Below are 21,659 nucleotides of genomic sequence, written 5' to 3' on the forward strand. Positions count from 1 at the left end.
GAAACAGACAAATGTGACCCACCGCACACGAGTTGGCTGACGCGGCCGAGGCCCGCCCGGTGGTTCGATCCGGCGCACGTGGGACGTGACGGGTGCGTGCTTTACAGCAACCATCGCCCGCACTAACGTACAACCGTGCGGTTGTATATCCGTGCCTCGCCAACCGGAAGGAAGCGCTCCCGTGCGTACGTTCAAGCTCCAGGTCCAGACCACGCTCGACGGCTTCATGGGCGGCCCGAACGGCGAGCTGGATTGGGTGACCGTGCCGTGGTCGGACGACCTCACCGCGTACGTCACCGCGCTGGACGACCCCGTCGACACGATCGTGCTGGGGCGCAAGCTCGCCGAGGGGTTCATCCCGGCGTGGCAGGCGGGCCCGGAGGGTGAGACCCAGGAGAGCATCGACCAGATGAACAACACCCCCAAGGTGGTCATCTCGGACACGCTGACCGAGTCGCCCTGGGAGGGTGTGCGGGTGGCCGGCGGTGACCTCGCCGAGATCGTCGCCGGCCTGAAGTCCGAGCCGGGCGGCGACATCATCGCCTACGGCGGCAGCACGCTGGTCACCAGCCTGATCGCCGGCGGCCTGCTCGACGAGCTCCACCTGTTGGTCAACCCGGCCGCCATCGGCTCCGGGCTGCCGGTCTTCCCCGACACCGAGACCTACGGGCGGTACCGGCTGGTCGGTGCCCGGTCGTTCGATTGCGGCATCGCGGCGTTGCACCTGGAGCCGAACCGGGCCTGAAGGCGGGGGAGTGCCTGAGCGATGACAGTCACACGAGTCGACAAGGACTTCGACGCTCTCACGTTGACGGTGGTCACCGAGTTCGACGCCCCGGCCGAGCGGGTCTGGCAGCTCTGGGCCGACCCACGGCAGCTGGAACGCTGGTGGGGGCCGCCGGACTATCCCATGACGGTACTGTCGTACGACCTGGCCCCCGGCGGCATGGTCAGGTACGTCATGACCGGCCCGGACGGCCAGGAGTCGCGCGGCTGGTGGCGGATCGGCGCCGTGACCCCGCCGGCGTCGCTGGAGTTCACCGACGGGTTCGCCGACCGCGACGGGCTCCCCGTCGCCGGGGCGCCCACGACGGCCATCCAGGTCCGGCTCGACGCGCGCGACGGCGTCGGCACCCGGATGGTGGTGCGCTCGGTCTTCAGCTCCCACGACCACATGGAGCAGCTGGCCCGCCTCGGAGCCATGGAGATCTTCGCGGGCACGATCGGGCAGATGGACGCGGTACTGGCCGGGTGAGCGGCGGTCAGCCGGCCCGCCAGACGCGGTCGAACAGCTCCGGATCCAGCGGCAGCAGCCAGCAGCGCGCGACCCGTCCGGCGCGCATGCCGTACAGGCCCACCGTCGACCACGTCCAGTCGGTGCCGCCGATGGACGCGGTCCCGTCTGTGAGCGCCGCGATGGTGTCGCCGTCGCCGGTGAGCACGTCGCGTCGATGCATGCGGAACGTGCCCGTGGCCAGTCTCCGGCGCCGGTCGAAGTACGTGAAGACATCGTCGATGCCCCGGTACGTGCCGGTGATCGCGTTGTCGCCCGGAACGGTCCAGGTGATGTCGTCGGTCAGCAGTGAGCGCAGGACGGTGTCGTCGCCGCCGCCGTAGAAGGCGTTCTGCGCGGTGTGCAGGTCGTCCAGGAGGGTGATCGCCGACTGCCGGTCCATGTCCCGAGGCTCTCACGCTCCCGGTGATCGACAGGGCGCTGCCACCCCTGGGCGGGCAGCGGCGCCCTCTCGATCACCGGAGGGGACCGGGTCAGGTCCAGCGGCGTTCGACGCCGGACCAACGGTGGCCTCGCACCGAGCCGTCGAAGGCTCCGGCGGCGAAGCGGTTGACGTCGCCGAGTACGTCTGCGAAGTCGTCCGGCAGGCGGTCGTCGAGGCCGAGCCGGCTGCGCCAGGCGCGCCACTTCGGTTGAGCAAGCGCGGCGAAGCCGTCGAGATCGAGCGAGGCTCTGTGAAGCTCTACACCACGATGGTCGGCGACCTGCCGGACCGCCACGGTGAGCTCCGTGCCGTCCTGGTCGTGTCGGCGGGCCAGCAGATACACGTCGGCGAAGTCCCGCCACCTGGTGTTCGCCGAACCCCGTGCGGCGGCCGTGACGAGCTTCTCGGCGAAGACCATGCTCAACGGGTAGCCGAGCAGCCGGATCGATCCGCCGAGCAGTCGCGGCAGCTCGATCGGGCGAGGTGCCGGCCAGATCGGGTCGCCGACGTTGACGTCGACGTGGAAGCGCAGCCGCGCCCGGTCCAACGAGCAGGGCATGGTGACCCGGACGCCGCCGTACTGGTCGTCGTCGCGGATCGTCGCTGCGGTCGTTGCGGCGTGGTCGAAGATCAGCCCGTCGTCGAGGCCGAGCGCGGCGACCTCGGCGAGCGCGGCCCGTACGGTGTCGGCGTCACGGTCGAGACCCAGGGCGGCGACGTCGATGTCGCGCGTCGGGCGGCGGGTGTCGAAGGCCGCCAGCAACACTCCGCCCTTGAGCACCATGCGATCGGCCAGCGGCGACGTCCGCAGCCGGTCCAGGAATCCTTCGAGGGCATAGAGCTGCAGCAGTTCCGCGGTGTCGCGCCCGTGCGCCCGGGCATGGCGGCGCAGGTCCAGATAGACGCGTCCCCCGGCCGTGGCTCGGGTGGGGCGGCGGCCGGGGGATGGCGTCACAGCAGGACCTCCAGGGCGTGCCGGATGCTCGGAAGCGTCCGGGGGAAATGGCCGGCCATCGCCAGCAGCGCGCTCGGTTGCGACCCGCGCCGGCTCAGCCAGCGGCGCAGCGCTTCGTACGCCTCGTCCGAGCCGGTGAGGTGCCGCATCCGGAACGTGTCGACGATGGTTCTCTCCGCGATGTATAGGCCGAGGTCCAGTTGGCTGTCCACACGGTGCTTTATGCGGCCGACCTCGAACGTGCCGGCGGCGAAGGAGTGCCACGTCACCGGGCCGGTGGTGGCGGGGAACCGGCTGCCGCGCGGCAGCGCCAGATGCGGCGCTGCCGGGATGGCGTCGCTGAGGTCGTGCTCGACCAGCGCGCTGGTCAGGCACAGCGTCGCGCGCGGCGCCCGAGCGGCGACCTCGGTGAGCGTCGGATCGGCGAACTCGGCGTCGATGCGTCGGTAGAGGCCTCGGCCCAGTGGCTCGATGACGCCGACATCGCGCAGGCCGTATAGCCCGCGGTGGTCCAGCCCTGCCAGCCGGCCCTCGGTGTAGGTGAAGGTCGCGGGCAGGCGCCGCAGCGCTGCCTGTGCCCGCTCGGGGAGGCGGTCGGAGCGGTCGGCCGGCAGCTGGTTCGACATGGGAGAAAGTGTAGACACCAATGCCACAAGTGTCGACGTTTTCTCCCGGCCATGGGTGGCGAGCGCCGGCGGAGGCGTCAGAGGGCGAGCTTCATGCCCTCGTGGCTGGCGACGAAACCGAGACGGCGGTAGAAGCGATGCGCGTCGACGCGGGTCTTGTCCGTCGTGAGCTGTACGAGGGCGCAGCCGCGCTCGCGGGCCAGGTCGATCACCCAGGCCATGAGCGCGGCACCGACGCCGCCCCCGCGCCGGTCCGAGCGCACCCGGACCGCCTCGACGAGGCAGCGTTCCGCACCGTGCCGGCCCAGGCCCGGGATGAACGTGAGCTGCACGCAGGCCACCACCTCGCCGGCGTCGTCGCCGACGACGAGGACGTTGCGCGGGTCGGCGTCGATGGTCGCGAACGCCCGCTCGTAGGCGTCGTCGACGGAGGTGTGTTCACGGCCGCGGCCCAGGACGTCGTCGGCGAGCAGAGCGACGATGGCGGGCAGATCGGCGCGCGTGGCTTCGCGGAAGACAACCGTGGACAGCGCGGAATCGGTCACGCGCCCCACTCTAGGTAGGCGGCGCCACCTGCTTGGCCTGGGTGAGGCGCCAGTGGTTGCCGAACGGGTCGCGGAAGGCCGCGTCGATGCCGTAGAAGCGCTCCGTCGGCTCCTCGATGAACTCCACGCCCTTCGCCTTCAGCTCGCGGTAGGTGGCCCAGCAGTCCTGCGTCGCGAACGCGCCGGGGCCCATGTAGCCCGTCGCGACGAGGGTGCGGATCTGCTCGGCCAGCTCGCCGTCCACGACCGGCGGGCCCGGGACCACGAGCATCAGCGGCACCTCGGGGTGCTCCGGCGGGTGGACGACGAACCAGTGGAAGCCGTCCTGGACCTCGTCATAAGCGACCTGGAAGCCGAGGGTGTCGACGTAGAAGGCGCGCGCCTCGTCCATGTCCAGCACGTTCACGCACACCAGGGCGAAACCGGTGATCACAGCGTCCACTTCCTCACGAGCGACGCCGGCCGGCGAACTCGGCGACGACCGGCGTGATGGCCTCCGGAGCGACATTGTGGTCCTGACCGTCCAGCACGTCGAATCCGGCACCCGGTACGGCCGCCGCGGCACGCCGGGCCGCCCCGATCAGGAACGCGGGGCTGCGAGAACCAGCCAACACCAGCGTCGGGACGGCGATCCGCCCGAACCGGTCCGCCGGGACGGTGGAGTCGCCCATGATCGCGGCGTCGTAGGCGAGCGTCGGCGCCAGGCTCAGGCCGGCCTGCCAGTACGGCGAGTGCCGCATGCCGTCGATGGCCTGGTCGGGCATCCCGACCTGCCGCATGAAGTGCGCGAGGGCGCCGTCGCGGTCGTCCACGCCGAGCAGTTCGTCCAGCCGCCCGGTGTACTCCGCCGCCCGACGGGGCCCGTCGGGGTCAACGCTGAACGGCGGTTCCCACATGACCAGCCGGGTGACCGGGAGGCCGCTGGCCGCCGCCTCCGCGGCCAGCGCCGCGCCGGACGACAACCCGAGCACGCCGGCGGATCCGCCGGCCGCCTCGAGCAGGGCGTGCAGGTCCTCGACCTCGCGGGCGACGGCGTACGGCTGGGTGTCGCCGCTGTCGCCGCGGCCGCGCCGGTCGTAGTTGAGGACGGTGAAGTGCCGGGCCAGCGCGCCGGCCAGGGCCGCGTCGACGCCTCGGTCGCAGGCGGCTCCGGCGACGACGATGATCGGTGGGCCCTCGCCCAACTGGTCGAACGCGATCTGCGTGCCGTCCTTGGACTCGATCCGCTCCATGGTGCGCTCCTGTCGGCGGTGGCCGTGGCGGTTCCGCGGCCGTTCGTCGTCGACGATAGGAACGGCGCGACCAGCCCGGCTTCTCGAAAACTGCCCAGTTGCCGACGACGGCGTCAGAGCCGCGGCCGCGTCCACATGCGTACGTAGCAGGACGGCACCGTGGCCAGCGCGTCCGGGCGGTGCCGGGCCCGGTAGCCGCTGGGGCTGTCGCCGACGAAACGGCGGAACTGCGTGCTGAAAGACCCGAGGCTGGTGAACCCGACCGCGAGGCAGATCTCGGTGACGGTGAGGTCGCCGGCGCGCAGCATGGCCTTGGCCCGTTCCATCCTGCGGCTCATCAGGTACTGGTGCGGCGTCTCCCCGAACGCCGCTTTGAAGCTGCGACTGAAGTAGGCCGGCGACACCGACGCGCTGCGGGCGAGCGCGGCGACGTCGAGCTGTTCGGCGAACGCGCGGTCGATGAGGTCGCGCACCCTCAGCAGGTGCCGGGCGAGCGGAACGGCCGGCGGACTCACGTCTCCCATCCTTGCGCATCATCGCCACGGCGATCGCCTCGTTCTCCAGTGCTCACGCCTCGGCTGCCGGTGACCGTGGGCTATGACGTACCGAGGCGCCTGCGCCACCGTCGCACGCCGACGCCGACCGCCGTCGTCACCGCCGCGCCGGCTGCTGCCTTGGAGAAACAGCCGGTCAGGGTCTTGCAGGTGGGAACCGGGTCCGGAGCGTGCGGGTTGTGGGTGACGTGCACGCGGTCGGCGGGGATCCAGCCGTTGCGCGACGGGAACTCGTTGCCCTCGGTGTTCATCTGCTTGTAGAACCAGTCGCCGTCCCATTTCTGGGCCAGGCACGTCACGTTGACCCGGAACCGGTCGCCGGTGAGGATGCCCACGACGAGCTGGTCGTCGTTGTAGATCGGGACCGTTCCGGACAGGTCGTTCATGGTGACGACCGGGAAGTTCGCGTCGAGTCCCATGGCTGTGCCCCCTGGCGCCGAGACGTCGTCGTGCGGTGGTGCCGAGCGTAGACCGGCGACGGCGTCCGTGGGGGATCGTGCCGGCGGCAGACGGGTCAGCGGTTGCCCGGCGCGGTCTCGGCGACGGACGCGGTCGCGGCGGCCGGCGCTGGTTCGGCGACCGGCGCGGTGGCGCTGCCGAGCAGGGCGAGCGCCCGCTCCGACGGGCTACCGGGCTCGGCGTGGTAGGCGACCAGGAGCTGTCCCGGCGCGCTGGCGACCGCGAGCGTGTCGTAGGCGAGCGTCAGCTCGCCCACCAGCGGATGCATGAACCGTTTGGTGCCCGAGGTCTTCGGCCGCACGTCATGGCGAGCCCAGAGCCGGCGGAACTGGTCGCTCTTCAGCGACAGCTCGCCGACCAGCTCGGTGAGCCGCGGTTCGTCGAGGTCCGCGCCGGCGGCCGCGCGGAGGCTGGCCACGGTCTCCAGTGCGACGGTGTCCCAGTCGGGGTAGATGTCGCGCGCGGCCGGATCCAGGAACACCGCCCGCACCTGGTTCACGCCCAGGCCGGAGCACGAGTTGAGGGCCAGCGCCAGCCGGTTCGCGGCCAGCACGTCGAGGTACCGGCCGAGCACCAGGGCGGGCGTGTCCGGCCAGCGTTCCAGCAGCCGCAGCACGCCCGGTGTGGGCTTCTCCGGACGGCTCGGCGCTCGGCGTCGCCGGGGCGTCGGGCGGGCCAGCTCGCGCAGGTGCGCCGCGGCGTCGTCGTCGAGGCCGAACACCCGGGCCAGCGCGTCGACCACCTGTTCGGACGGGTGCTTGTCGCGGCCCTGTTCGAGGCGGACGTAATAGTCGGCGCTGACGCCGGCCAGCATGGCGACCTCCTCGCGACGCAGCCCGGGCACCCGCCGGCGGCCCCAACCGGCTGGCAGGCCGACGTCCTCGGGCCGGGCCAGCTCGCGCCGGGCGCGCAGGAAGTCACCGAGCCGCGTGTCCGCATCCGCCATGCTCACGAGGCTAGTACGGGCCCGGCGGCGAGGGTGGCCCCGCGACTACCAGGATCCCGGCTCCTGGCGGTCGCGGGAGCTGGTTGGTCCGTCACGCCGGCCGCACCGTGGAGTCATGACAACACACACCACGAACACCCTGGCCGGCCGCGTCGCGGTGGTCACCGGAGCCACCAGCGGGATCGGCGAGGCCACCGCCCGGCGGCTGGCCGCCGACGGCGCGTCCGTCGCGGTTCTCGGCCGGCGCGAGGACCGGCTCAAGGGGCTGGCCGGCGAGATCGGCGCCATCGTCGTGTCCACCGACGTGGCCGACCGCGACGCCGTCGAGCGTGCCGCCGCCGAGATCCGGTCGGCTCTGGGCCGGGTGGACCTCGTCGTCGCGAACGCCGGCGTCATGCTGGGCGCGCCGTTCGAGTCCGCGCACACCGGCGAGTGGGACCAGATGATCGCCACCAATGTGAACGGCCTGCTCTACACCGGCCGCGCGTTCGCCGACGACCTCATCGCCGCGGCCGCCGACGGTCAACCGGCCGACCTGGTGAACGTCGGCTCCATCGGCGGGCACCAGGTCTTCCCGAACTACGCCGTCTACGACGCCACGAAGGCCGCCGTCGCCCACCTGACCCGCAACCTGCGTGCCGAGCTGGGGCCGCGTCGGGTCCGGGTCAAGAACGTCGAACCCGGCCTGGTCGGCACCGAATTGGGCGACGGCATGCTGGACGCGACGAACAGGGAGAACCTGGCCACGTGGCGCGGGTCGATGGAGGTGCTGGTGCCGGAGGACATCGCCGACGCCATCGCGTTCGCCGTCTCCGTTCCGCCGCGGCTCAACGTCGCCGAGCTGATCCTGGTGCCGACGGAACAGGGTTGACTCTCCGCCTGGTCAGGCGGTCGCGGCCGGCGTCCCTGTCGACGCCGGCCGCGATCTGGCTGAGATCTTTCGCATAATGATCTTGCGCGCCGGCCGTTTCTCCGCCACTGTCATCCGTACGATCTGGTTCTTCGGGGCAAGGAGGATCTAGCGGATGAAACGTGCCTTCCGTGTCATCGCCGTCGTCGGGCTCCTGCTCCTCGGCTTCGCCGCACCAGCCGCGGCCGGTGGCAATTCGACGCTGCCGCCCGGAGCGGCGGACATGACCACCATGGCCGGGCCGTGCGGGTCCTCGTACCGGCACATCGGGCACTATCCGATCAAGAACGGGTCGCAGACGCTGGCCTACCTGGACGTCTACTGGTCCGGTACGGCGAAACGGAACTGCCTGGTCACCAACCACGCGTCGGCCACCTATGGCGTCTCGCTCTACACCCAGGCGACCATCCGGCCCAGCGGGTACAGCTGGCCCAGCTGCCCCAGCAGCACCGGTTGCGACGCCGGCCGCTACAGCTACTACGCCGGCCCGGTGTACACGCCGGCCGGGGTGGACATGTCGAACCGCTGTGTCGACGTCACCGGCGTCATCGACTGGGCGCAGCGCACCCTGACCCGCATCCACTGCGGCTGACGCTGGACGGTCGGCCGCCGGGCGGCTGATTCCCGGCCGGCCCGGGTTCCGGCGTCGTCAGTCGTCCGTGGTGACGCGCTGTGGGCCGGAACCCTGCTCGCTGTACACGTCGTCAGGGTTGAGCAGGCGGCACGACTTCATCGACAGGCAACCGCAGCCGATGCACCCGGTGAGTTCGCGCTGCAGGTTCTCCAGTTCCCGCTTCTTCGCTTCGAGCTGCGTCTGCCAGCGTCGGGAGAGCCGGTGCCAGTCGTGGGAATCGGGCATGTGGTCCATCGGCAGGGTGGCGAACACCTCGGCGACGTCGGCGAGTGAGATCCCCAGCCGCTTCGCCACCAGGATCAGGGAGATCCGCCTGATCATGAACCGCGGGTAGCGCCGCTGGTTGCCCGCCGTGCGCCGCGATTCGATCAGGCCGAGCTGTTCGTAGTAGTGCAGCGCCGACACCGCGACGCCGGTGCGGCGCGCGACCTCGCCCACCGGCAGCATGTCATCGGGATCCACGCCTGCACACCTCCTACCAGGCAGTTCCGTGGGTTGACCTCAAGTTCCCTTGAGATTCTACCGTCGTCTCCCATGGCCATGACCGACGAACACGCCTCGGTGATCTCGTCGATGCTGGTGAGCCGTACCTCGCCAGTCGCGGTCCGGTGGTGGCCTATCTGATCGGCCTCGCGCCGTTCGGGGCCGGCGCGGTGATCGCCGCGCTCAGCCCGACGATGACCGTCCTGCTGGTCGGCCGGGCCGTCCAGGGCTTCGGTGGCGGCATGCTCGCCGGCCTGGGGTACGCGGTGGTCCAGTCCGCCTTCCCTGCGCGGCTCTGGGCCCGTGCGACCGCGCTGGTGTCGGCCATGCGGGGCGTGGGGACGCTTGCCGGGCCGGCCATGCGCGGACTGTTCGCGCAGCTGGGTGCCTGGCGGTGGGCGTTCGGCGTGCTGGCGGTTCTCGGGGTAGTGGTGGCCGTCATGGTGCCGCGGGCGTTGCCGCGCTCCGCCGGGGACGGGACGCGCCAGCCCGTTCCGTACGTGTCGCTCGCCCTCCTCACCGTGGCCACAGCGCTGATCAGCATCGCCATCCTGGCGATCGGCACAGTGTCGGAAGCGTTCACACCTCTGTTCGGGCAGCGCCTCGCCGGACTGGAACCGCTGGTCGCCGGCTTCCTCGGCGCCGCGGTGTCGCTGTGGTGGTCGGTCACGATGCTGGCCAGCTCCGGTGCCGAACGGGCCGAGACGGTGCTCCGGATGCGGATCGCCGGCCCGGCCGTGCTGGCTCTCGGTCTCGCGGTCGCCGGTGCCGGGATCGGCCTGGCGTTCCCGCACGTCGTCGTCGCGGTGATGGGCAGCACGCCGGATCCGGTCGAGGCCGGCAAGGCGAGCGCGGGGGTGAACACCGTCGAGCTGATCGGCTTGGCGTTCGGGTCGGCGGTGGGTGGTCTGCTGGTGAACCTCGGTGCGCCGTCGATGCTCACCTCGGCCCGGTACCTGCTGTTCGGGCTGGCCGCGACGGCTCTTGTCGGTGTGGTCGTCGCGGCCCGCGCCGCACGAGTGCCGGCGACAGCGGACTGAGCTGCGCCTCAGCCGGGCGCGACGTCGATGAGGACCTTGCCGACGGCTCCGGTCTCCACCGCGCGGTGCGCCTCGGCGGCCTCCTCGAGCCGGAAACGGTGCAGCGGCAGGCCGGCGTCGTCGCCCACTCGGAGCGCCCCCGCGGCGATGGCCGCGTTCACGTCGGCGGCGGCGTCGCTCAGCCGTCCCCAGCCGAGCGTGTACAGCAGGACGAACTGCAGCCGTGCGTTCAAGCCCATGAGCTGGCGGATGTCCGGCGTGAACGGCCGGTCGCCGTTGTTGGCGTAGACCGCGATCGTGCCCAGCGGTTTGAGGACGGCGGCGTCGGTCTCCGCGTTGGCGCCGATGGCCACCTCGACGACGATGTCGACACCGTCCGGTACCAGCTCGCGGACCCGCGCGGCCACGTCGTCGGCCGTGTAGTCGACGACGTGGCCGGCGCCGGCCGCGCGGGCGAGGTCGCCCTTGGTTGCGCTGCTCACGGTGGTGACGACGGTGGCGCCGCACCAGCGAGCGAGTTGGATGGCGGCGTTCCCAACGGCGCCCGCTCCGCCCGCGACCAGCACGACCCGCCCGAAGAGCGCGCCCGGGCCCAACCGCGCCGGGCCGTCCTCGGCGACGGTGAGGGCACGGTGGGCGGTGATGGCCGGGATGCCGACGCTCGCACCCAGCTCGAAGCCGGCGCCGTCCGGGAGCGGGAACACCCGTTCGGCGGGAACGACGGTGTACTCCTGCGCGGTGCCGCTGGCCGGGCGCTGGAAGGCGGCCAGTGTCGTCCAGACGCGGTCGCCCACGGCCAATCCCTGGACGCCCGTGCCGATGGCGTCGACGACCCCCGAGCCGTCCTGGTTGGGCACGGCCTCAGCGTCGTCGATCGCGCCGTAGCCGCCGCTGCGGGACTTCCAATCGGTCGGGTTGACCCCGGACGCGACGATGCGCAACCGCACCTCATCGGGGCCGGGCTCGGGAACGGGCCGGTCGGTCAGCCGCAGGATGTCGGCGGGGCCGGTGCCGTGATGCACGATCGCCTTCATGGGTGACGTCTCCTTTGAACGCTCGGGGCCAGCCGGACGCGGACGCTGTGCTCCTCGGAGCATGACACGTGGGCCTGGCGCAGGTCGCCGCTAAATGGTTTGCCCCGAGAAAGCGGCCGAACCTAGTGTCGCGAGACATGAGGCCGGCCACCGAGAACGACATCCGCGGTTCGTTCGTCAACTGCTCCAAGGGCGAGGCCAAGCGGGTCAATGTCCCACGTGACCTGGACGAACAGCCCTGGGAGGACCTCGACTTCCTCGGCTGGCGTGACCTCGGCACCCTCGACCGCGGGTATCTCGTCGCCGAGCGCGACGACGGCGGCTTCGTGGGGATCACCCTGCGGGCGGCGCCGAAGGCAGCCCGGGGCTTCACCGCACGCAGTATGTGCTCGTTGTGCCTGACCACCCACACGAGCGGTGGCGTGTTGCTGATGGCCGCTCGCCGCGCCGGTGAGGCCGGCCGCCAAGGCAACACCGTCGGCCAGTATCTCTGCGCCGACCTGGCCTGCTCGCTCTACGTCCGCGGCAGGAAGCACTCGCCCGCTGGGGCCGAGGTCGAGGAGACCCTGACCGTCGATGAGAAGGTCGAGCGCTTCCGCCGCAACCTGACCGGCTTCATCGCGGCCGTGACCAGGTAGCCGCACCGGGCGGCGATCCCAGCGGCCAGCTCGTCATGAGCCGGCACCGATGCGGTTCGTACCAGGCCAGGTCGACGCGGTCGGCCAGGCAGGTCACCGGGATGGTGTCGCCCAGCAGCCTGCGAGTCGATTCCTCGGACACGCCCGCGGAGCGCTGGTCGAGCGTGAGGTGCGGGACGATCTCGGGGAATGCGCCGCGGTACGGCGGGCATTGCGGGAACGCCGCGACGAAACGTTCGGTGAGGTCACGGAACGGTTCGGCGGGCTCCGGCGCCAGGTAGATGATGCCGCTGGGAAAGGTCTCCAGCCGGCGCAACGCGAACGTGATCGGTTCGGTGCTGGCCAGGATGGATCCGACCGTCGCGAGGGCGTCGGCATGCGGATCGGGCAGGAAAGGCGCCAACACGGTGATGTGTGCGTGGGTGAAGGCGGAATCGGCCGATAGATAGGCCCGGTCGTAGTGCTCGGTGCGTCCTCGTACGAACGTCTCCACCGCCGGCACGGGGATCTGGAGAACCGTATGGCCCGGGGCGGTCATGGCGGGATGTTAGCCGGAGCGCGCCGCACCCCGGTTTCGTTGTCACATTCCGCCGCCGCGCGGGGTCATATGTCTGACGAAGAGATGTGGGCCGGTGGCGCCGACGGGGGTCGACGCGGCGGCGTTGCCATGGAGGTGAACCATCGTGAACGCTGATATCGGGGCACTTGGCGGTGTCGACCCGCACGACGTACTCGGCGTGCGGCGAGGCGCGAGCCCGCAACAGGTGACCCGGGCGTTCCATCGTGAAGCGCTTCGGGGCGGCCACCCCGATACGGGCGGTGACGCATACGCCTTCCGGCGGCTGGTGGTCGCGCGCGATGCGCTGCTGGCGGTGCGGACCTCACCCGGAGGTGGCACGCCGGCGACGCCCGCGGCGGCACCACGCGCCGCCGAGACCGATCGGCGGCCGCCGCATGCCCCGGGTCCGGTACGCCCGGCGCCACCATCGTCCGACGCGAGCGCGCTGCCGCTGATCGTCCTCCTCTTTCTCGCCTTCGTCGTCATTCCCCACGTCCTGCTCGCGATCGTGCTCGTCGTGGTCCCATAGATCGTGACGACGAACACCCGACCTCGCTACCGCACTGCCGTCCGCACGCCAGCGACGTCCACAACGACATCCTCGATGGCGGCCTACATCCACCTACCGGGACCTCCGGTCGGCTGGCCCTCGCCAGCCACACGGCTCCCTGGGTGATCTCGGAGGTCGGCCGCGAGTCGGCCGCGTGGACGTGGAACTGCGGCCAGGCAGCCACGCAAAGGGTTCGAGTCCCCTGGATTCCACCTCAGACGTACTGCTGGCGTATCCGGGCGCGATGGTTGGCGACGTTGACGCGGTTGCCGCAGACCTCCGGCATGCAGTAGCGACGTCGTCCTGCTTTGCTGGTGTCCACGAACACGCCCGCACATGCCGGGGACGCGCACGGCCGGAACCGTGCGAATCCGAGGCTTCGCAGCGTCCCGAGCAAGCCGATGCCGATGAGTACGGCCAGCTCGTGCGCGAGTGGAGCGTCGGGCGCGGTGGTTACCAGCCAGTGCCATCGGCGGTTCTCGTCCTGCCTCAGCACGGGCCCCCTTGCTGCCTTCTCCACGAGCGCGTTCGCGCCTGCGACGGCTTCGGCTTCCGTATCGGCTTCCAGTACCGCGCGGACCTCGTCTCGCAGCGCGTGCATCAGGGCCAGCTCCGTGCCGTTCGTATCGCGCTGGATGTCGTGCGCGGCAAGGAAGGCGCCCAGCGCCGCCGGATCGGCAACGGCGTCTCCCGCCGCACGCACGATCGGCGACGTGTTCACGAGGTCCGTCGCCACGGCCGCGCCGCGCGAGTAATCGGCGAAATTGACGTACAACCCTTACCTCCCGCTAGAGTAACCGGATAAAGACAAATATACCTCTTACCTAGGAGTTGAGATGACCCACTGGGAACTGCCAGATCGCATTCGCTTGTCGGGTAGCGAGGTGGCCGCGGGAGCGTTCGGCGACGGTCCGCCCGTGATCCTCACGCACGGCACACCGGCATCGTCGTTCCTGTGGCGCAACGTCGTCCCCGCCCTGGCCCGCGAGCACAGGGTGTTCGTCTGGGACATGCTCGGCTTCGGTGGCTCCCGGCTCGATGCCGGTGCCACGCCGACGATTGTCCGGCAGGCGCAGACGCTCGCGGAGCTCATCCACCACTGGCAGCTCGACGCGCCGGGCCTCGTCGGCCACGACATCGGCGGCGGCGTCGTGCTGCGGGCTCACCTGCTCGAACACGTGCCGGCGAGCTGGCTGGTGCTGGTCGACGCGGCCGTCCTCGGTCCATGGAACACCGAGTTCACCGAGCACATGCAGCGCAACGCCGAGGCGTACCGGACGATGCCGGAGCACGTGTTCGCGGATCTGATCGGGCCACGCTTGCGCACGGCCACGTATCGGCCGATGCCGGAGGGCGTCGCCGATGCCTATCTTGCGCCGTGGCGTGGGAAAGCGGGACAGCAGCGCTGGATCGACCAGGTCGCGGCCGTCAGCTTTGCCGACACTCGCGAGGTCGTCGACCGCCTCGACCGCATTGCCGTGCCCACGCTGGTGCTGTGGGGCGAGCGTGACAGCTGGCTGACGCCCGACGTCGCCGACCAGCTCGCTGCGGCTGTACCGGGAGCGCGTAAAAAGCTTGTAGGTGACGCGGGCCACTTTCTTCCGGAGGACGCGCCGGATGAGGTGGCGAAGGCGATCCTCTCTCACGCCGCCGCAAACGACACCACCCGGCGGTGACCTGGTCGACGGCCAGCCCGCACGACATCATCGACGTTCCCTCGCGCGGGAGGTCGGCCTGTCTCATCAGACGACCTCCCAGGATGCCGACCATCCTCGCGCCGACGAGCGACTCGGAGGTCTCGACGACTGCCGTTCCCACCCAGCGTGTGCGGCGGGGCGTTGCCTACAAGGTGGGCGGCGACCACGAGCGCACCGAGGATGAGTTGGGCGGCGGCTGCACGAGAGCCTCCAGCCGGGTTTCCTCCGGCGGGACAAAGATCAGGCGCGTCGAGGGTTGGGGCGGAGCTCTCTACGCGCTGTCGAGGTAGGGCAGGTGGGACTCGAACCCACGACCCAGGGATTATGGACACACCCGTTCGAATCCTTGTGCGCTCCAGCAAAAACGCAGGTGAATGGCAACCTCACACGGGCGAATCCCCGGCTCTAACAGGGTCGGGATTCAGCGGAACCGGGAGGCCGGACCGCTTCGACGACAGGAACCCGCTTACGCTGCCCGCCGTCGGGTCGCATCGGGTCCGCTACAGCGCCGCGGGGTTCGAGGCCGGGCGGCAGATCGACACCGCGCGGCCCGGCCCGCCAGTCCAGCACGCATGCCGCCTACTGGCACGACGTCGCCTGGAAGAACTCGCCCTGAAACTCTGGGGCTCAAGTGACCGCGCTCTTCAGCGGCTCCGTCCGCGCCTTAGGCCAGGCCCGTTTGGTACGCGATGACGACGAGCTGGGCGCGATCGCGGGCGTGCAGCTTCGTCATGGCGCGCTGCACGTGGGCGCGGACGGTGAAGGGGCTGAGGAACATCCGCTCGGCGATCTCCTGGTTGGACAGGCCGGTCGCGACCAGGGTCACCATCTCCCGTTCGCGCGGCGTGAGCACGTCGAGTTGCTCGGGCCGGTGCGAGGGCGCGTCGTCGGCCGGTGTGGCCAGGAAGCGGGCGACCACGGCGCGGGTCGCGGCTGGCGAGAGCAGGGTCTCGCCGTCGGCGATCGTGCGGACGGCGTCCAGCAGGTCGACCGCCCCGATGCCTTTGCCGATGAAGCCGCTCGCTCCCGCGCGCAACGCCTGGGCGACGTACTCGTCGGTCTCGTAGGTCGTCAGGATCAGGATGCGAGTGGCCTGCAGCTCCGGGTCCGCGCAGATCTCGGCGGTGGCGGTGAGGCCGTCCACGTCGGGCATCCGGATGTCCATGACCACCACGTCCGGGCGCAGCTCCCGGGTGAGGCTCACCGCCTCCATGCCGTCGGCAGCCTCGCCGACGACGGTGAGGTCGTCGGCGGTGTCGAACAATGTCCGGAACGCTTGGCGCAGGAGGGCCTGATCGTCGGCGAGCAGCACCCGGACCGTCATGGCGCCTCCCCGGCCTTGGCGGGCGGCAGGGGAAGCTGGGTGGAGACGAGGAAGCCGCCCTCCGGGCGCCTGCGTGCGGAGAGGTGCCCGCCGACCGCGGTGGCGCGTTCACGCATCCCGATCAGACCATGGCCGGGTGGACGGTCCAGCAGGGTGGCCCCATTGTGGCCGGTGGCCGGGTCCGGGTGAGCGTTCGTTCCGTCGTCGGCGACGGTGACGGTCAGCCGGTCGCGGTTCCAGGCGAGGCCCACCCGGGCGCTACCTCCGCCGGCATGCTTGGTCACGTTCGTCAACGCCTCCTGGATGATGCGGTAGACGGTGAGGTCCACCCCCGGCGGCAGCGGCCTTGCCGTGCCCTCCTCGTGCACGGAGACCTCCAGGCCCGCGCGGCGGAACGACTCGAGGAGGGCGGGGAGCCGGGACAACCCGGGCGCCGGTTCGGTCGGCGCGACCGCGTCGCCGGACTGACGCAGCAGACCGACCGTGGCCCTCAGGTCGTCGAGTGCGTTTCTGGTGGTCTCGATGACGTCCTCCAAGCTCTTGCGGGTCTGCTCGGGGCGTACGTCGAACACCTGGGCGGCGACCATGGCCTGGGCGTTGGCCAGGGTGATCTGATGGGCGACGAGGTCGTGCAGCTCCCGGGCGATGCGCACCCGTTCCCCGGCGACCCTCCGCCGAGCCTCGCTCTCCCGGCTCTCCTCGGCGCGGCGGGCCCGCTCCTCCATGGCCGCCATGTACGCCCGCCGGTTCTGCACCGACCATCCGAGCACCCCGGCCACCAACGGGACCGCGACCACCGTGCCCAGCCTGGTCAGGTCCTGCCACGACAGTGTCTCGACGAAAGGGGTCGTCGAGACCAGCAGCGCCGCCGATAGCGGGATCGCGGCCGCCGCCCGCCTCTCGTCGCGCACCGCGAGGACGTAGGCCGTGACCGCGACCGGTGCGACGGCGAGCGGGGTCAGCAGCAGACCCACGGGTGCCACCAGCATGCCACCCACGGTGGTGATCACCAGGGCAGCCAGGGGCGCGCGGTGCCGCAGCGGCAGCACGGCACACATCAGAACCGCGACGACGTACGCCGCGGCCGGCGGCGGCCCGAAGGTGCCGTCGACATGCGCGATTCCGCCGGAGAGGCAGAGCGTGAACGTGGTAGCGAAGATCGCCGCTTCCCGCCACCACGATGCGCGTGGTCGCGGGAGCGAGGCGTCTGTGCTCGTCATGTCGGTCCCACGATACGAGGCAGCCAGCCCCGGCGGGCATCGTCCGCAGCAACCTTCGTTCCGTAGTGCACAGGCACCAACGAGACGCGGCGACTGGTCCGGGCGCACCAGCGGAAGTCGGTCGCGAGAGACGACGACCGGTTGCTTGTCCGAAGGGAGCATGGGTTGCTGAATCGTCCGGCGCGAGCCGGACAGGAAGGCGGCATGAGAATGTCCCACGACAGCGGCAACACGGCCGACGCGGTCCGGCTGACGGCCGTCCACAAGGTCTACGGCAAGCGAGACAACCAGGTCGTGGCGCTCGACGGTGTGACGACGCGGTTCGGCCGGGGCACGTTCACAGCGATCATGGGCCCGTCGGGCTCCGGCAAGAGCACACTGCTGCAGTGCGCGGCCGGGCTCGACCAGCCGACGTCGGGCTCGGTTCTCCTCGAGGACCACGAACTCAGCGAGATGAACGAGAGCGAGCTGACGAAGCTGCGGCGAGACCGAATCGGCTTCATCTTCCAAGCGTTCAACCTGCTCCCGGTCCTGACGGTACGGCAGAACGTGACGTTGCCGCTGCGGCTCGCCGGTCGCAAGCCGGCCAGAGGCCGGGTGACGAGCGTGCTCGATCAGGTCGGCTTGGCCGAGCGGAGCAGGCACCGTCCGGCGGAGCTGTCCGGCGGACAGCAACAGCGGGTCGCCATCGCGCGGGCGCTGATCAGCGAGCCCGCGGTCATCTTCGCCGATGAGCCGACGGGTGCGCTGGACACGGGAACCGCGCGGGGGGTCCTCGGGTTACTGCGGCACGCAGCGCGGACTGCCGGTCAGACGATCGTCATGGTGACGCACGATCCCGTCGCGGCCTCCTACGCCAATCGCGTCCTGTTCCTCGCCGATGGGCGTCTGGCCGGTGAGCTGCACTCGCCGACGGCTGGCGCCGTGGCCGAGCGGATGACTCGCCTGGGCGCCTTTGCCGACGACGCGCCCCTCCCGTCCTCGGCGACGGCTGTGGGAGGGCAGCGCTGATGTTGCAGCTTGCGCTTCGCACCTTGCGGTTCCGGGTGGGCACGTTCGTGGCGGCCTTCCTTGCCATGTTCTTCGCCGCGGCCATCGTGATGGCCTGCGGCGGGCTGATCGAGACGGGCATCCGCACCGCTGTTCCTCCCCACCAGCTGGCCTCGGCCGACATCGTCGTCGCCGGTAACCAGGAATACGACGCTCCCGGCGGCGACCCGGACGAACCGGCGATCCTGCCCGAACGGGTCCGCATCGACGCCGGGCTCGAGGACACGATCTCGGACCTTCCGGGCGTGCAGGACACCACGACCTACGTCTTCGACGGCGACCCGCCCCCGGGGACCGTCGACGCGATCGGGGTGGTGACCGAGCCCGGCGCGAACCTGAGCGAGGTCCGGGAGCGGATCGACGCCGACCTGGACGGCACCGCCACCACCCTGGTGGGCGATCAGCGGGGGCAGGTGGAACTGCGCGAGGCCAAGGGCACCAGTGTGAACATCGTCGCCCTGGCCGGCGTCTTCACCGCCTTCGCGTTCATGGTGTCGATCTTCGGCGTGGCGTCCATGCTCGCCCTGTCGATCTCTCAACGCCAGCAGGAGCTCGCGCTGCTGCGGGCCATCGGATCCACCCCCCGTCAGCTGCGCCGGCTGATCCTCCGCGAGACTTTGGCCCTGTCGTTGCTCGCCACCGCGCTCGCCATCGCCCCGGGCCGTTTCCTGGGCGAGTTCGTGTTCGACCAGCTGGCCGATCGCGGCATCGCCACCGAAGGGGTGGCCTTCCACCAGGGCTGGATACCGACGGTGGCCGCGATCGGGATAGCAGTCGTCGCGGCCCTCGCCGGTGCCCTGGGCGCCGGGCGGAGAGCCGCACGCATCAAGCCCACCCAGGCCCTCGCCGAAGCCTCCCTCGAAGGCAAGCTGATCGGCGGGTGGCGGGTGTTTGTGGCGGTACTCCTGCTCGGTGGCGGGACCGCGCTGACCTTCGTGACCATCGCGGTGATGAGCGGACCGCTCACACCCGCCACCGCCGCGCCCGCCGTCATCGTCTTCGCCATCGGGTTCGCCCTCCTGGCACCCGTCCTGTCGAAGGTCATGACCTTCGTCCTGCAATGGCCCGTACGCGCGCTGGGCGGCGTGACCGGCGAGCTCGCTGTGCTCAACGCCCGCGGCCGCACCGGCCGGATGGCGGCTGTGATGGCACCGGTCATCCTGCTGACCGGAGTAGCGACTGGGATGTTGTACCTGCAGACGACCAACGACGACGCCGACCGGCAGATCTTCGCGGACAGCCTGGTCGCCGACGCGGTGGTGACCGCTGAGGACCGGTTCGACCCGGAGCTGGTCGAGCAGATCAACGAGCTGCCAGGCGTCGCCGGCGCGTCGGAGTGGGTCAGCAGCATCGGGTTCATCGAGAACCCGGACGACCGCTCGCCGGCGGCTGAAGGCTGGAACCTCCAGGGAGTCACCGCCGACGGCGCGGACGCCACCACACCCGTCGACCTCACCGCCGGCGGATTCGCCGACCTGCACGGTGACACGGTCGCGATCGAAGACCAGCACGCCAGCAAACTGGGCATCGACGTCGGCGACACGATCACGCTGCGGATGGGCGACAACACCACGATCGAAGCGCAGGTGGCCGCGCTGTTCTCCGCCCCGGACGACTACGACACGCTGCTGCTTCCAGCCGAAACCCTGGCCGCGCACACCACCGAGGGGTTCGCGACGCGGATCCTGGTCAGCGCCGACAGCGACACCGACCCCAAGACCCTCGTGGCAGACCTGACCCAGTCGCTCGCCGGCCAGAACGGGCTGACGGTGAGCGGCCGCGACGTCCTGTTCAGCGAGTACGACGAGCAGAGGACGACCGCCACCTTCGCGATCTACATTATGGTGGTCATGATCGCCGGGTACGCGGCGATCACGGTGGTCAATACCCTGGCGTCGAGCACGACCGCGCGGCAGCGAGAGTTCGGGCTGCAGCGGCTCGCGGGCTCAACTCGCGGTCAGGTGCTCCGGATGGTCGGGATCGAAGGCGCGATCGTCGCCGTCAGCGGTGTCGCGTTGGGCACCCTGGCCTCGATCGCAATCCTGGTCCCGGTCAGCCTCAAGCGCCTCGACTCGGTGCTACCCGCTGGTTCCCCGTTGATCTACGCGGCGACCGCCGGCCTGGGCGTACTGCTGACCCTCGGCGCCACGCTGCTACCCGCATGGCGGGCGACCCGTGGCCGACCCGCCGAGTCGGCCCTCGCCATCGAATAGCTGCGAGGGCCGACCTCCCGTCGGGCACGGGCGATCGGCGCAGCGGTGGCGCGCTTCCCCAGGCCACCGGCAAGCCGATCTCTCCGGGAGGTCGCGCTCGCAGCGGGACTGCGCTCCGAACATGTGTGGATTGGCCGCTCGTGGTGGACGGGTCCTCGTGAGCGCCGAGAATGAAACGGCGTGCCCCAGGCGAAGGGCCAAGACAGCCAAGAGCACAGCTGGACGTGGGGCCAACGGCACTGGCACACCGTCCCGGTGCACCTCGAACGGGCCAAGCAGCCTCACGTTGATGGTCGACACGAGTGCCTCGCGCTCAAAGCCCCTACTACTCGACGCTGTGTACCGTCCGAAGTCTAGCGGCGGTGACACCGGGCGCGCGGGTCCGGAGATGGTTAGAACAGTCTGCGGTCCCTCGTCAGCAGTTGAGGCCAAGGTGGCTCGACGAGGAACACGGTCGTATCGCGGCGTTTGGACCCCGGGCGCCTGGCTCGTCGGGGAGCCCGGTGCACCGGTGTGAAGCAGATCTGAAGCATCGGCTCGATTGGCTGGCGGGCGTTCAACAGGTCGCACGGTGCGAGCCCGGCCTGTGTGCATCTGATCGATGTAGGGGTTCGGCGGATCCTTTTGCACACGCCTGTCGCCGAATGGTGCCAACGCTACCCCCTGAGCTCATCTCCGAAGGAGGACGTTTCAATGATAAGACTTGCTACAAGAGTGGGCCGCCTCGTTGCGGGCGCCGCTGCGCTCTTGGTTCTGTCGGCCGGGACAGCGGCAGCGACGACCGATGCGGCGGCGACTGGGACGCAAGCGAAAGCGACAGTGGGTGCGACGACAAAAGATGTCTCGGCGAACATCACCCAACTCAAAAAGTGTCTCGGGTACCGGGTGCGCCGCTGCCTGTGGATAAACGTCGACCATTACCACAACCGTGTGCGCGTCTACGGGGAAGCCAGTGAAGGGCCTGGTGGCGCCATTTACGATGTTGCGGTCGAGCATGTGATTACGGACAATATGACGGGTTTTCGACCCTATGCGGGTGACCTCGACGGCTACCATGCTCGCGCGGATGGAGCCTGGTCCAGGCTCGAAAGTTGCGTCAATGGGCGCTATTATGAGTTCAACTTGCGTGGCAATTTCGGGTGGCGAAACTCTCAGACAGGAAACTATGACTCTGAGGTCGAGGACATCGATGTAAGGTTCCGCTGCTAGCCTCATATCACGATCGCTGCTTGGCTACTGAGCTGAAGAAGTGGGTCCTGGCCGAGGACGTCT

Annotated in this window: 26 protein-coding genes; 11 read left to right on the top strand and 15 right to left on the bottom strand. The window is 70.3% G+C overall.

Translation table 11 applies throughout. The features are described from left to right. Positions 1–181 precede the first annotated feature (181 nt). Positions 182–745, top strand: a complete 564-nt coding sequence (locus tag JIAGA_RS0117900) for a dihydrofolate reductase family protein (protein ID WP_026876726.1) — start codon at positions 182–184, stop codon at positions 743–745. A 21-nt stretch (positions 746–766) separates the two neighbouring features. Then, complete coding sequence (locus JIAGA_RS0117905; RefSeq protein WP_026876727.1) at positions 767–1,255, top strand: SRPBCC family protein; 489 nt, start codon at positions 767–769, stop codon at positions 1,253–1,255. A gap of 7 nt (positions 1,256–1,262) precedes the next feature. On the opposite strand, the gene JIAGA_RS33260 is transcribed toward JIAGA_RS0117905, so the two are convergent. The 9 genes from JIAGA_RS33260 to JIAGA_RS0117950 form a co-directional block, all read right to left on the bottom strand. After that, positions 1,263–1,676 (bottom strand): nuclear transport factor 2 family protein, encoded by a 414-nt coding sequence (locus JIAGA_RS33260; RefSeq protein WP_051426230.1) that lies wholly within the window; start codon positions 1,674–1,676, stop codon positions 1,263–1,265. A 91-nt stretch (positions 1,677–1,767) separates the two neighbouring features. Then, positions 1,768–2,673: a nucleotidyl transferase AbiEii/AbiGii toxin family protein gene (locus JIAGA_RS0117915; protein WP_051426231.1), complete on the bottom strand. Its 906-nt coding sequence runs from the start codon at positions 2,671–2,673 to the stop codon at positions 1,768–1,770. Continuing rightward, positions 2,670–3,299 carry a type IV toxin-antitoxin system AbiEi family antitoxin domain-containing protein gene (locus JIAGA_RS0117920; protein WP_211239719.1) on the bottom strand — a complete coding sequence of 210 codons (630 nt, stop codon included), beginning with the start codon at positions 3,297–3,299 and terminating at the stop codon, positions 2,670–2,672. The genes JIAGA_RS0117915 and JIAGA_RS0117920 overlap by 4 nt, the downstream gene beginning before the upstream one ends. 77 nt (positions 3,300–3,376) lie before the next feature. Then, the gene (locus tag JIAGA_RS0117925) at positions 3,377–3,829 is read right to left on the bottom strand and encodes a GNAT family N-acetyltransferase (protein ID WP_026876730.1); all 453 of its coding nucleotides are present in this window, start codon (positions 3,827–3,829) and stop codon (positions 3,377–3,379) included. Positions 3,830–3,854: 25 nt separating this feature from the next. Next, positions 3,855–4,277, bottom strand: coding sequence for a VOC family protein (locus JIAGA_RS0117930; RefSeq protein WP_026876731.1), 423 nt, complete (start codon positions 4,275–4,277; stop codon positions 3,855–3,857). 13 nt (positions 4,278–4,290) lie between these two features. Beyond that, positions 4,291–5,076 carry an alpha/beta fold hydrolase gene (locus JIAGA_RS0117935; protein ID WP_026876732.1) on the bottom strand — a complete coding sequence of 262 codons (786 nt, stop codon included), beginning with the start codon at positions 5,074–5,076 and terminating at the stop codon, positions 4,291–4,293. Positions 5,077–5,189: 113 nt separating this feature from the next. Beyond that, positions 5,190–5,600 carry a helix-turn-helix domain-containing protein gene (locus tag JIAGA_RS0117940; RefSeq protein ID WP_051426232.1) on the bottom strand — a complete coding sequence of 137 codons (411 nt, stop codon included), beginning with the start codon at positions 5,598–5,600 and terminating at the stop codon, positions 5,190–5,192. Between the two features lie 71 nt (positions 5,601–5,671). Further along, on the bottom strand, positions 5,672–6,049 hold the full coding sequence (locus tag JIAGA_RS0117945; protein ID WP_026876734.1) for a hypothetical protein: 378 nt from the start codon (positions 6,047–6,049) through the stop codon (positions 5,672–5,674). A 95-nt stretch (positions 6,050–6,144) separates the two neighbouring features. Further along, positions 6,145–7,035, bottom strand: a complete 891-nt coding sequence (locus tag JIAGA_RS0117950; protein ID WP_026876735.1) for a helix-turn-helix transcriptional regulator — start codon at positions 7,033–7,035, stop codon at positions 6,145–6,147. A gap of 115 nt (positions 7,036–7,150) precedes the next feature. Between JIAGA_RS0117950 and JIAGA_RS0117955 the strand changes: the two genes are divergently transcribed. Together JIAGA_RS0117955 and JIAGA_RS30635 are read left to right on the top strand one after the other, a co-directional pair. Continuing rightward, positions 7,151–7,906 carry an SDR family oxidoreductase gene (locus JIAGA_RS0117955; protein WP_026876736.1) on the top strand — a complete coding sequence of 252 codons (756 nt, stop codon included), beginning with the start codon at positions 7,151–7,153 and terminating at the stop codon, positions 7,904–7,906. Between the two features lie 154 nt (positions 7,907–8,060). Beyond that, on the top strand, positions 8,061–8,537 hold the full coding sequence (locus tag JIAGA_RS30635; protein WP_211239721.1) for a hypothetical protein: 477 nt from the start codon (positions 8,061–8,063) through the stop codon (positions 8,535–8,537). A 57-nt stretch (positions 8,538–8,594) separates the two neighbouring features. Here the strand turns inward: JIAGA_RS30635 and soxR are convergent, their stop codons facing one another. Continuing rightward, positions 8,595–9,026, bottom strand: coding sequence for a redox-sensitive transcriptional activator SoxR (gene soxR / locus JIAGA_RS0117965; protein ID WP_051426233.1), 432 nt, complete (start codon positions 9,024–9,026; stop codon positions 8,595–8,597). 164 nt (positions 9,027–9,190) lie between these two features. Between soxR and JIAGA_RS30640 the strand changes: the two genes are divergently transcribed. Then, on the top strand, positions 9,191–10,102 hold the full coding sequence (locus tag JIAGA_RS30640) for an MFS transporter (RefSeq protein WP_211239722.1): 912 nt from the start codon (positions 9,191–9,193) through the stop codon (positions 10,100–10,102). An 8-nt stretch (positions 10,103–10,110) separates the two neighbouring features. On the opposite strand, the gene JIAGA_RS0117975 is transcribed toward JIAGA_RS30640, so the two are convergent. Then, on the bottom strand, positions 10,111–11,136 hold the full coding sequence (locus JIAGA_RS0117975; protein ID WP_026876738.1) for an NADPH:quinone reductase: 1,026 nt from the start codon (positions 11,134–11,136) through the stop codon (positions 10,111–10,113). 137 nt (positions 11,137–11,273) lie between these two features. Here JIAGA_RS0117975 and JIAGA_RS0117980 point away from each other — a divergent pair, with 137 nt between their 5' ends. After that, entirely contained in the window at positions 11,274–11,774 is a 501-nt protein-coding gene (locus JIAGA_RS0117980; RefSeq protein WP_026876739.1) for an FBP domain-containing protein, read from the top strand. Here JIAGA_RS0117980 and JIAGA_RS0117985 read toward each other — a convergent pair. Next, positions 11,752–12,312 carry a 2'-5' RNA ligase family protein gene (locus JIAGA_RS0117985; RefSeq protein WP_026876740.1) on the bottom strand — a complete coding sequence of 187 codons (561 nt, stop codon included), beginning with the start codon at positions 12,310–12,312 and terminating at the stop codon, positions 11,752–11,754. The two genes, JIAGA_RS0117980 and JIAGA_RS0117985, sit on opposite strands and share 23 nt — an antisense overlap. Before the next feature lie 145 nt (positions 12,313–12,457). Here JIAGA_RS0117985 and JIAGA_RS0117990 point away from each other — a divergent pair, with 145 nt between their 5' ends. After that, complete coding sequence (locus JIAGA_RS0117990; RefSeq protein WP_157553279.1) at positions 12,458–12,862, top strand: hypothetical protein; 405 nt, start codon at positions 12,458–12,460, stop codon at positions 12,860–12,862. 235 nt (positions 12,863–13,097) lie between these two features. Here JIAGA_RS0117990 and JIAGA_RS35740 read toward each other — a convergent pair whose 3' ends face one another. Further along, a complete protein-coding gene (locus JIAGA_RS35740; protein ID WP_026876742.1) occupies positions 13,098–13,658 on the bottom strand; it encodes a CGNR zinc finger domain-containing protein in 561 nt (186 codons plus the stop codon). Between the two features lie 61 nt (positions 13,659–13,719). On the opposite strand from JIAGA_RS35740, the gene JIAGA_RS0118000 reads away from it, so the two are divergent. Beyond that, entirely contained in the window at positions 13,720–14,559 is an 840-nt protein-coding gene (locus tag JIAGA_RS0118000) for an alpha/beta fold hydrolase (protein WP_026876743.1), read from the top strand. 685 nt (positions 14,560–15,244) lie between these two features. Here JIAGA_RS0118000 and JIAGA_RS0118010 read toward each other — a convergent pair. Both JIAGA_RS0118010 and JIAGA_RS30645 read right to left on the bottom strand, forming a co-directional pair. Then, on the bottom strand, positions 15,245–15,904 hold the full coding sequence (locus JIAGA_RS0118010) for a response regulator transcription factor (RefSeq protein ID WP_026876745.1): 660 nt from the start codon (positions 15,902–15,904) through the stop codon (positions 15,245–15,247). After that, positions 15,901–17,124 carry a sensor histidine kinase gene (locus JIAGA_RS30645; protein WP_035812670.1) on the bottom strand — a complete coding sequence of 408 codons (1,224 nt, stop codon included), beginning with the start codon at positions 17,122–17,124 and terminating at the stop codon, positions 15,901–15,903. The genes JIAGA_RS0118010 and JIAGA_RS30645 overlap by 4 nt, the downstream gene beginning before the upstream one ends. Before the next feature lie 204 nt (positions 17,125–17,328). Here JIAGA_RS30645 and JIAGA_RS30650 point away from each other — a divergent pair, with 204 nt between their 5' ends. The 3 genes from JIAGA_RS30650 to JIAGA_RS34665 all read left to right on the top strand — a co-directional run bounded on the left by JIAGA_RS30650 (position 17,329) and on the right by JIAGA_RS34665 (position 21,596). Then, entirely contained in the window at positions 17,329–18,135 is an 807-nt protein-coding gene (locus JIAGA_RS30650; protein ID WP_035812671.1) for an ABC transporter ATP-binding protein, read from the top strand. Further along, complete coding sequence (locus JIAGA_RS0118025) at positions 18,135–20,387, top strand: FtsX-like permease family protein (RefSeq protein ID WP_026876746.1); 2,253 nt, start codon at positions 18,135–18,137, stop codon at positions 20,385–20,387. Before JIAGA_RS30650 ends, JIAGA_RS0118025 begins: the two co-directional genes overlap by 1 nt. A 714-nt stretch (positions 20,388–21,101) precedes the next feature. Further along, positions 21,102–21,596, top strand: coding sequence for a hypothetical protein (locus JIAGA_RS34665; RefSeq protein WP_157553281.1), 495 nt, complete (start codon positions 21,102–21,104; stop codon positions 21,594–21,596). Positions 21,597–21,659: the final 63 nt, after the last annotated feature.

The sequence above is a fragment of the Jiangella gansuensis DSM 44835 genome, from assembly GCF_000515395.1.
Taxonomy (GTDB): domain Bacteria; phylum Actinomycetota; class Actinomycetes; order Jiangellales; family Jiangellaceae; genus Jiangella; species Jiangella gansuensis.

Coding starts and splice junctions, on each gene's coding strand:
- JIAGA_RS0118010 (WP_026876745.1), bottom strand. CDS start 15,904: ATGACGGTCCGGGTGCTGCTCGCCGACGATCAGGCCCTCCTGCGCCAA.
- JIAGA_RS0117920 (WP_211239719.1), bottom strand. CDS start 3,299: ATGTCGAACCAGCTGCCGGCCGACCGCTCCGACCGCCTCCCCGAGCGG.
- JIAGA_RS30645 (WP_035812670.1), bottom strand. CDS start 17,124: ATGACGAGCACAGACGCCTCGCTCCCGCGACCACGCGCATCGTGGTGG.
- JIAGA_RS0117945 (WP_026876734.1), bottom strand. CDS start 6,049: ATGGGACTCGACGCGAACTTCCCGGTCGTCACCATGAACGACCTGTCC.
- JIAGA_RS30635 (WP_211239721.1), top strand. CDS start 8,061: ATGAAACGTGCCTTCCGTGTCATCGCCGTCGTCGGGCTCCTGCTCCTC.
- JIAGA_RS0117905 (WP_026876727.1), top strand. CDS start 767: ATGACAGTCACACGAGTCGACAAGGACTTCGACGCTCTCACGTTGACG.
- JIAGA_RS0118025 (WP_026876746.1), top strand. CDS start 18,135: ATGTTGCAGCTTGCGCTTCGCACCTTGCGGTTCCGGGTGGGCACGTTC.
- JIAGA_RS0117985 (WP_026876740.1), bottom strand. CDS start 12,312: ATGACCGCCCCGGGCCATACGGTTCTCCAGATCCCCGTGCCGGCGGTG.
- JIAGA_RS0117955 (WP_026876736.1), top strand. CDS start 7,151: ATGACAACACACACCACGAACACCCTGGCCGGCCGCGTCGCGGTGGTC.
- JIAGA_RS33260 (WP_051426230.1), bottom strand. CDS start 1,676: ATGGACCGGCAGTCGGCGATCACCCTCCTGGACGACCTGCACACCGCG.
- JIAGA_RS0117975 (WP_026876738.1), bottom strand. CDS start 11,136: ATGAAGGCGATCGTGCATCACGGCACCGGCCCCGCCGACATCCTGCGG.
- JIAGA_RS0117980 (WP_026876739.1), top strand. CDS start 11,274: ATGAGGCCGGCCACCGAGAACGACATCCGCGGTTCGTTCGTCAACTGC.
- JIAGA_RS0117935 (WP_026876732.1), bottom strand. CDS start 5,076: ATGGAGCGGATCGAGTCCAAGGACGGCACGCAGATCGCGTTCGACCAG.
- JIAGA_RS0117940 (WP_051426232.1), bottom strand. CDS start 5,600: ATGGGAGACGTGAGTCCGCCGGCCGTTCCGCTCGCCCGGCACCTGCTG.
- JIAGA_RS0118000 (WP_026876743.1), top strand. CDS start 13,720: ATGACCCACTGGGAACTGCCAGATCGCATTCGCTTGTCGGGTAGCGAG.
- JIAGA_RS0117950 (WP_026876735.1), bottom strand. CDS start 7,035: ATGGCGGATGCGGACACGCGGCTCGGTGACTTCCTGCGCGCCCGGCGC.
- JIAGA_RS30650 (WP_035812671.1), top strand. CDS start 17,329: ATGAGAATGTCCCACGACAGCGGCAACACGGCCGACGCGGTCCGGCTG.
- soxR (WP_051426233.1), bottom strand. CDS start 9,026: ATGCTGCCGGTGGGCGAGGTCGCGCGCCGCACCGGCGTCGCGGTGTCG.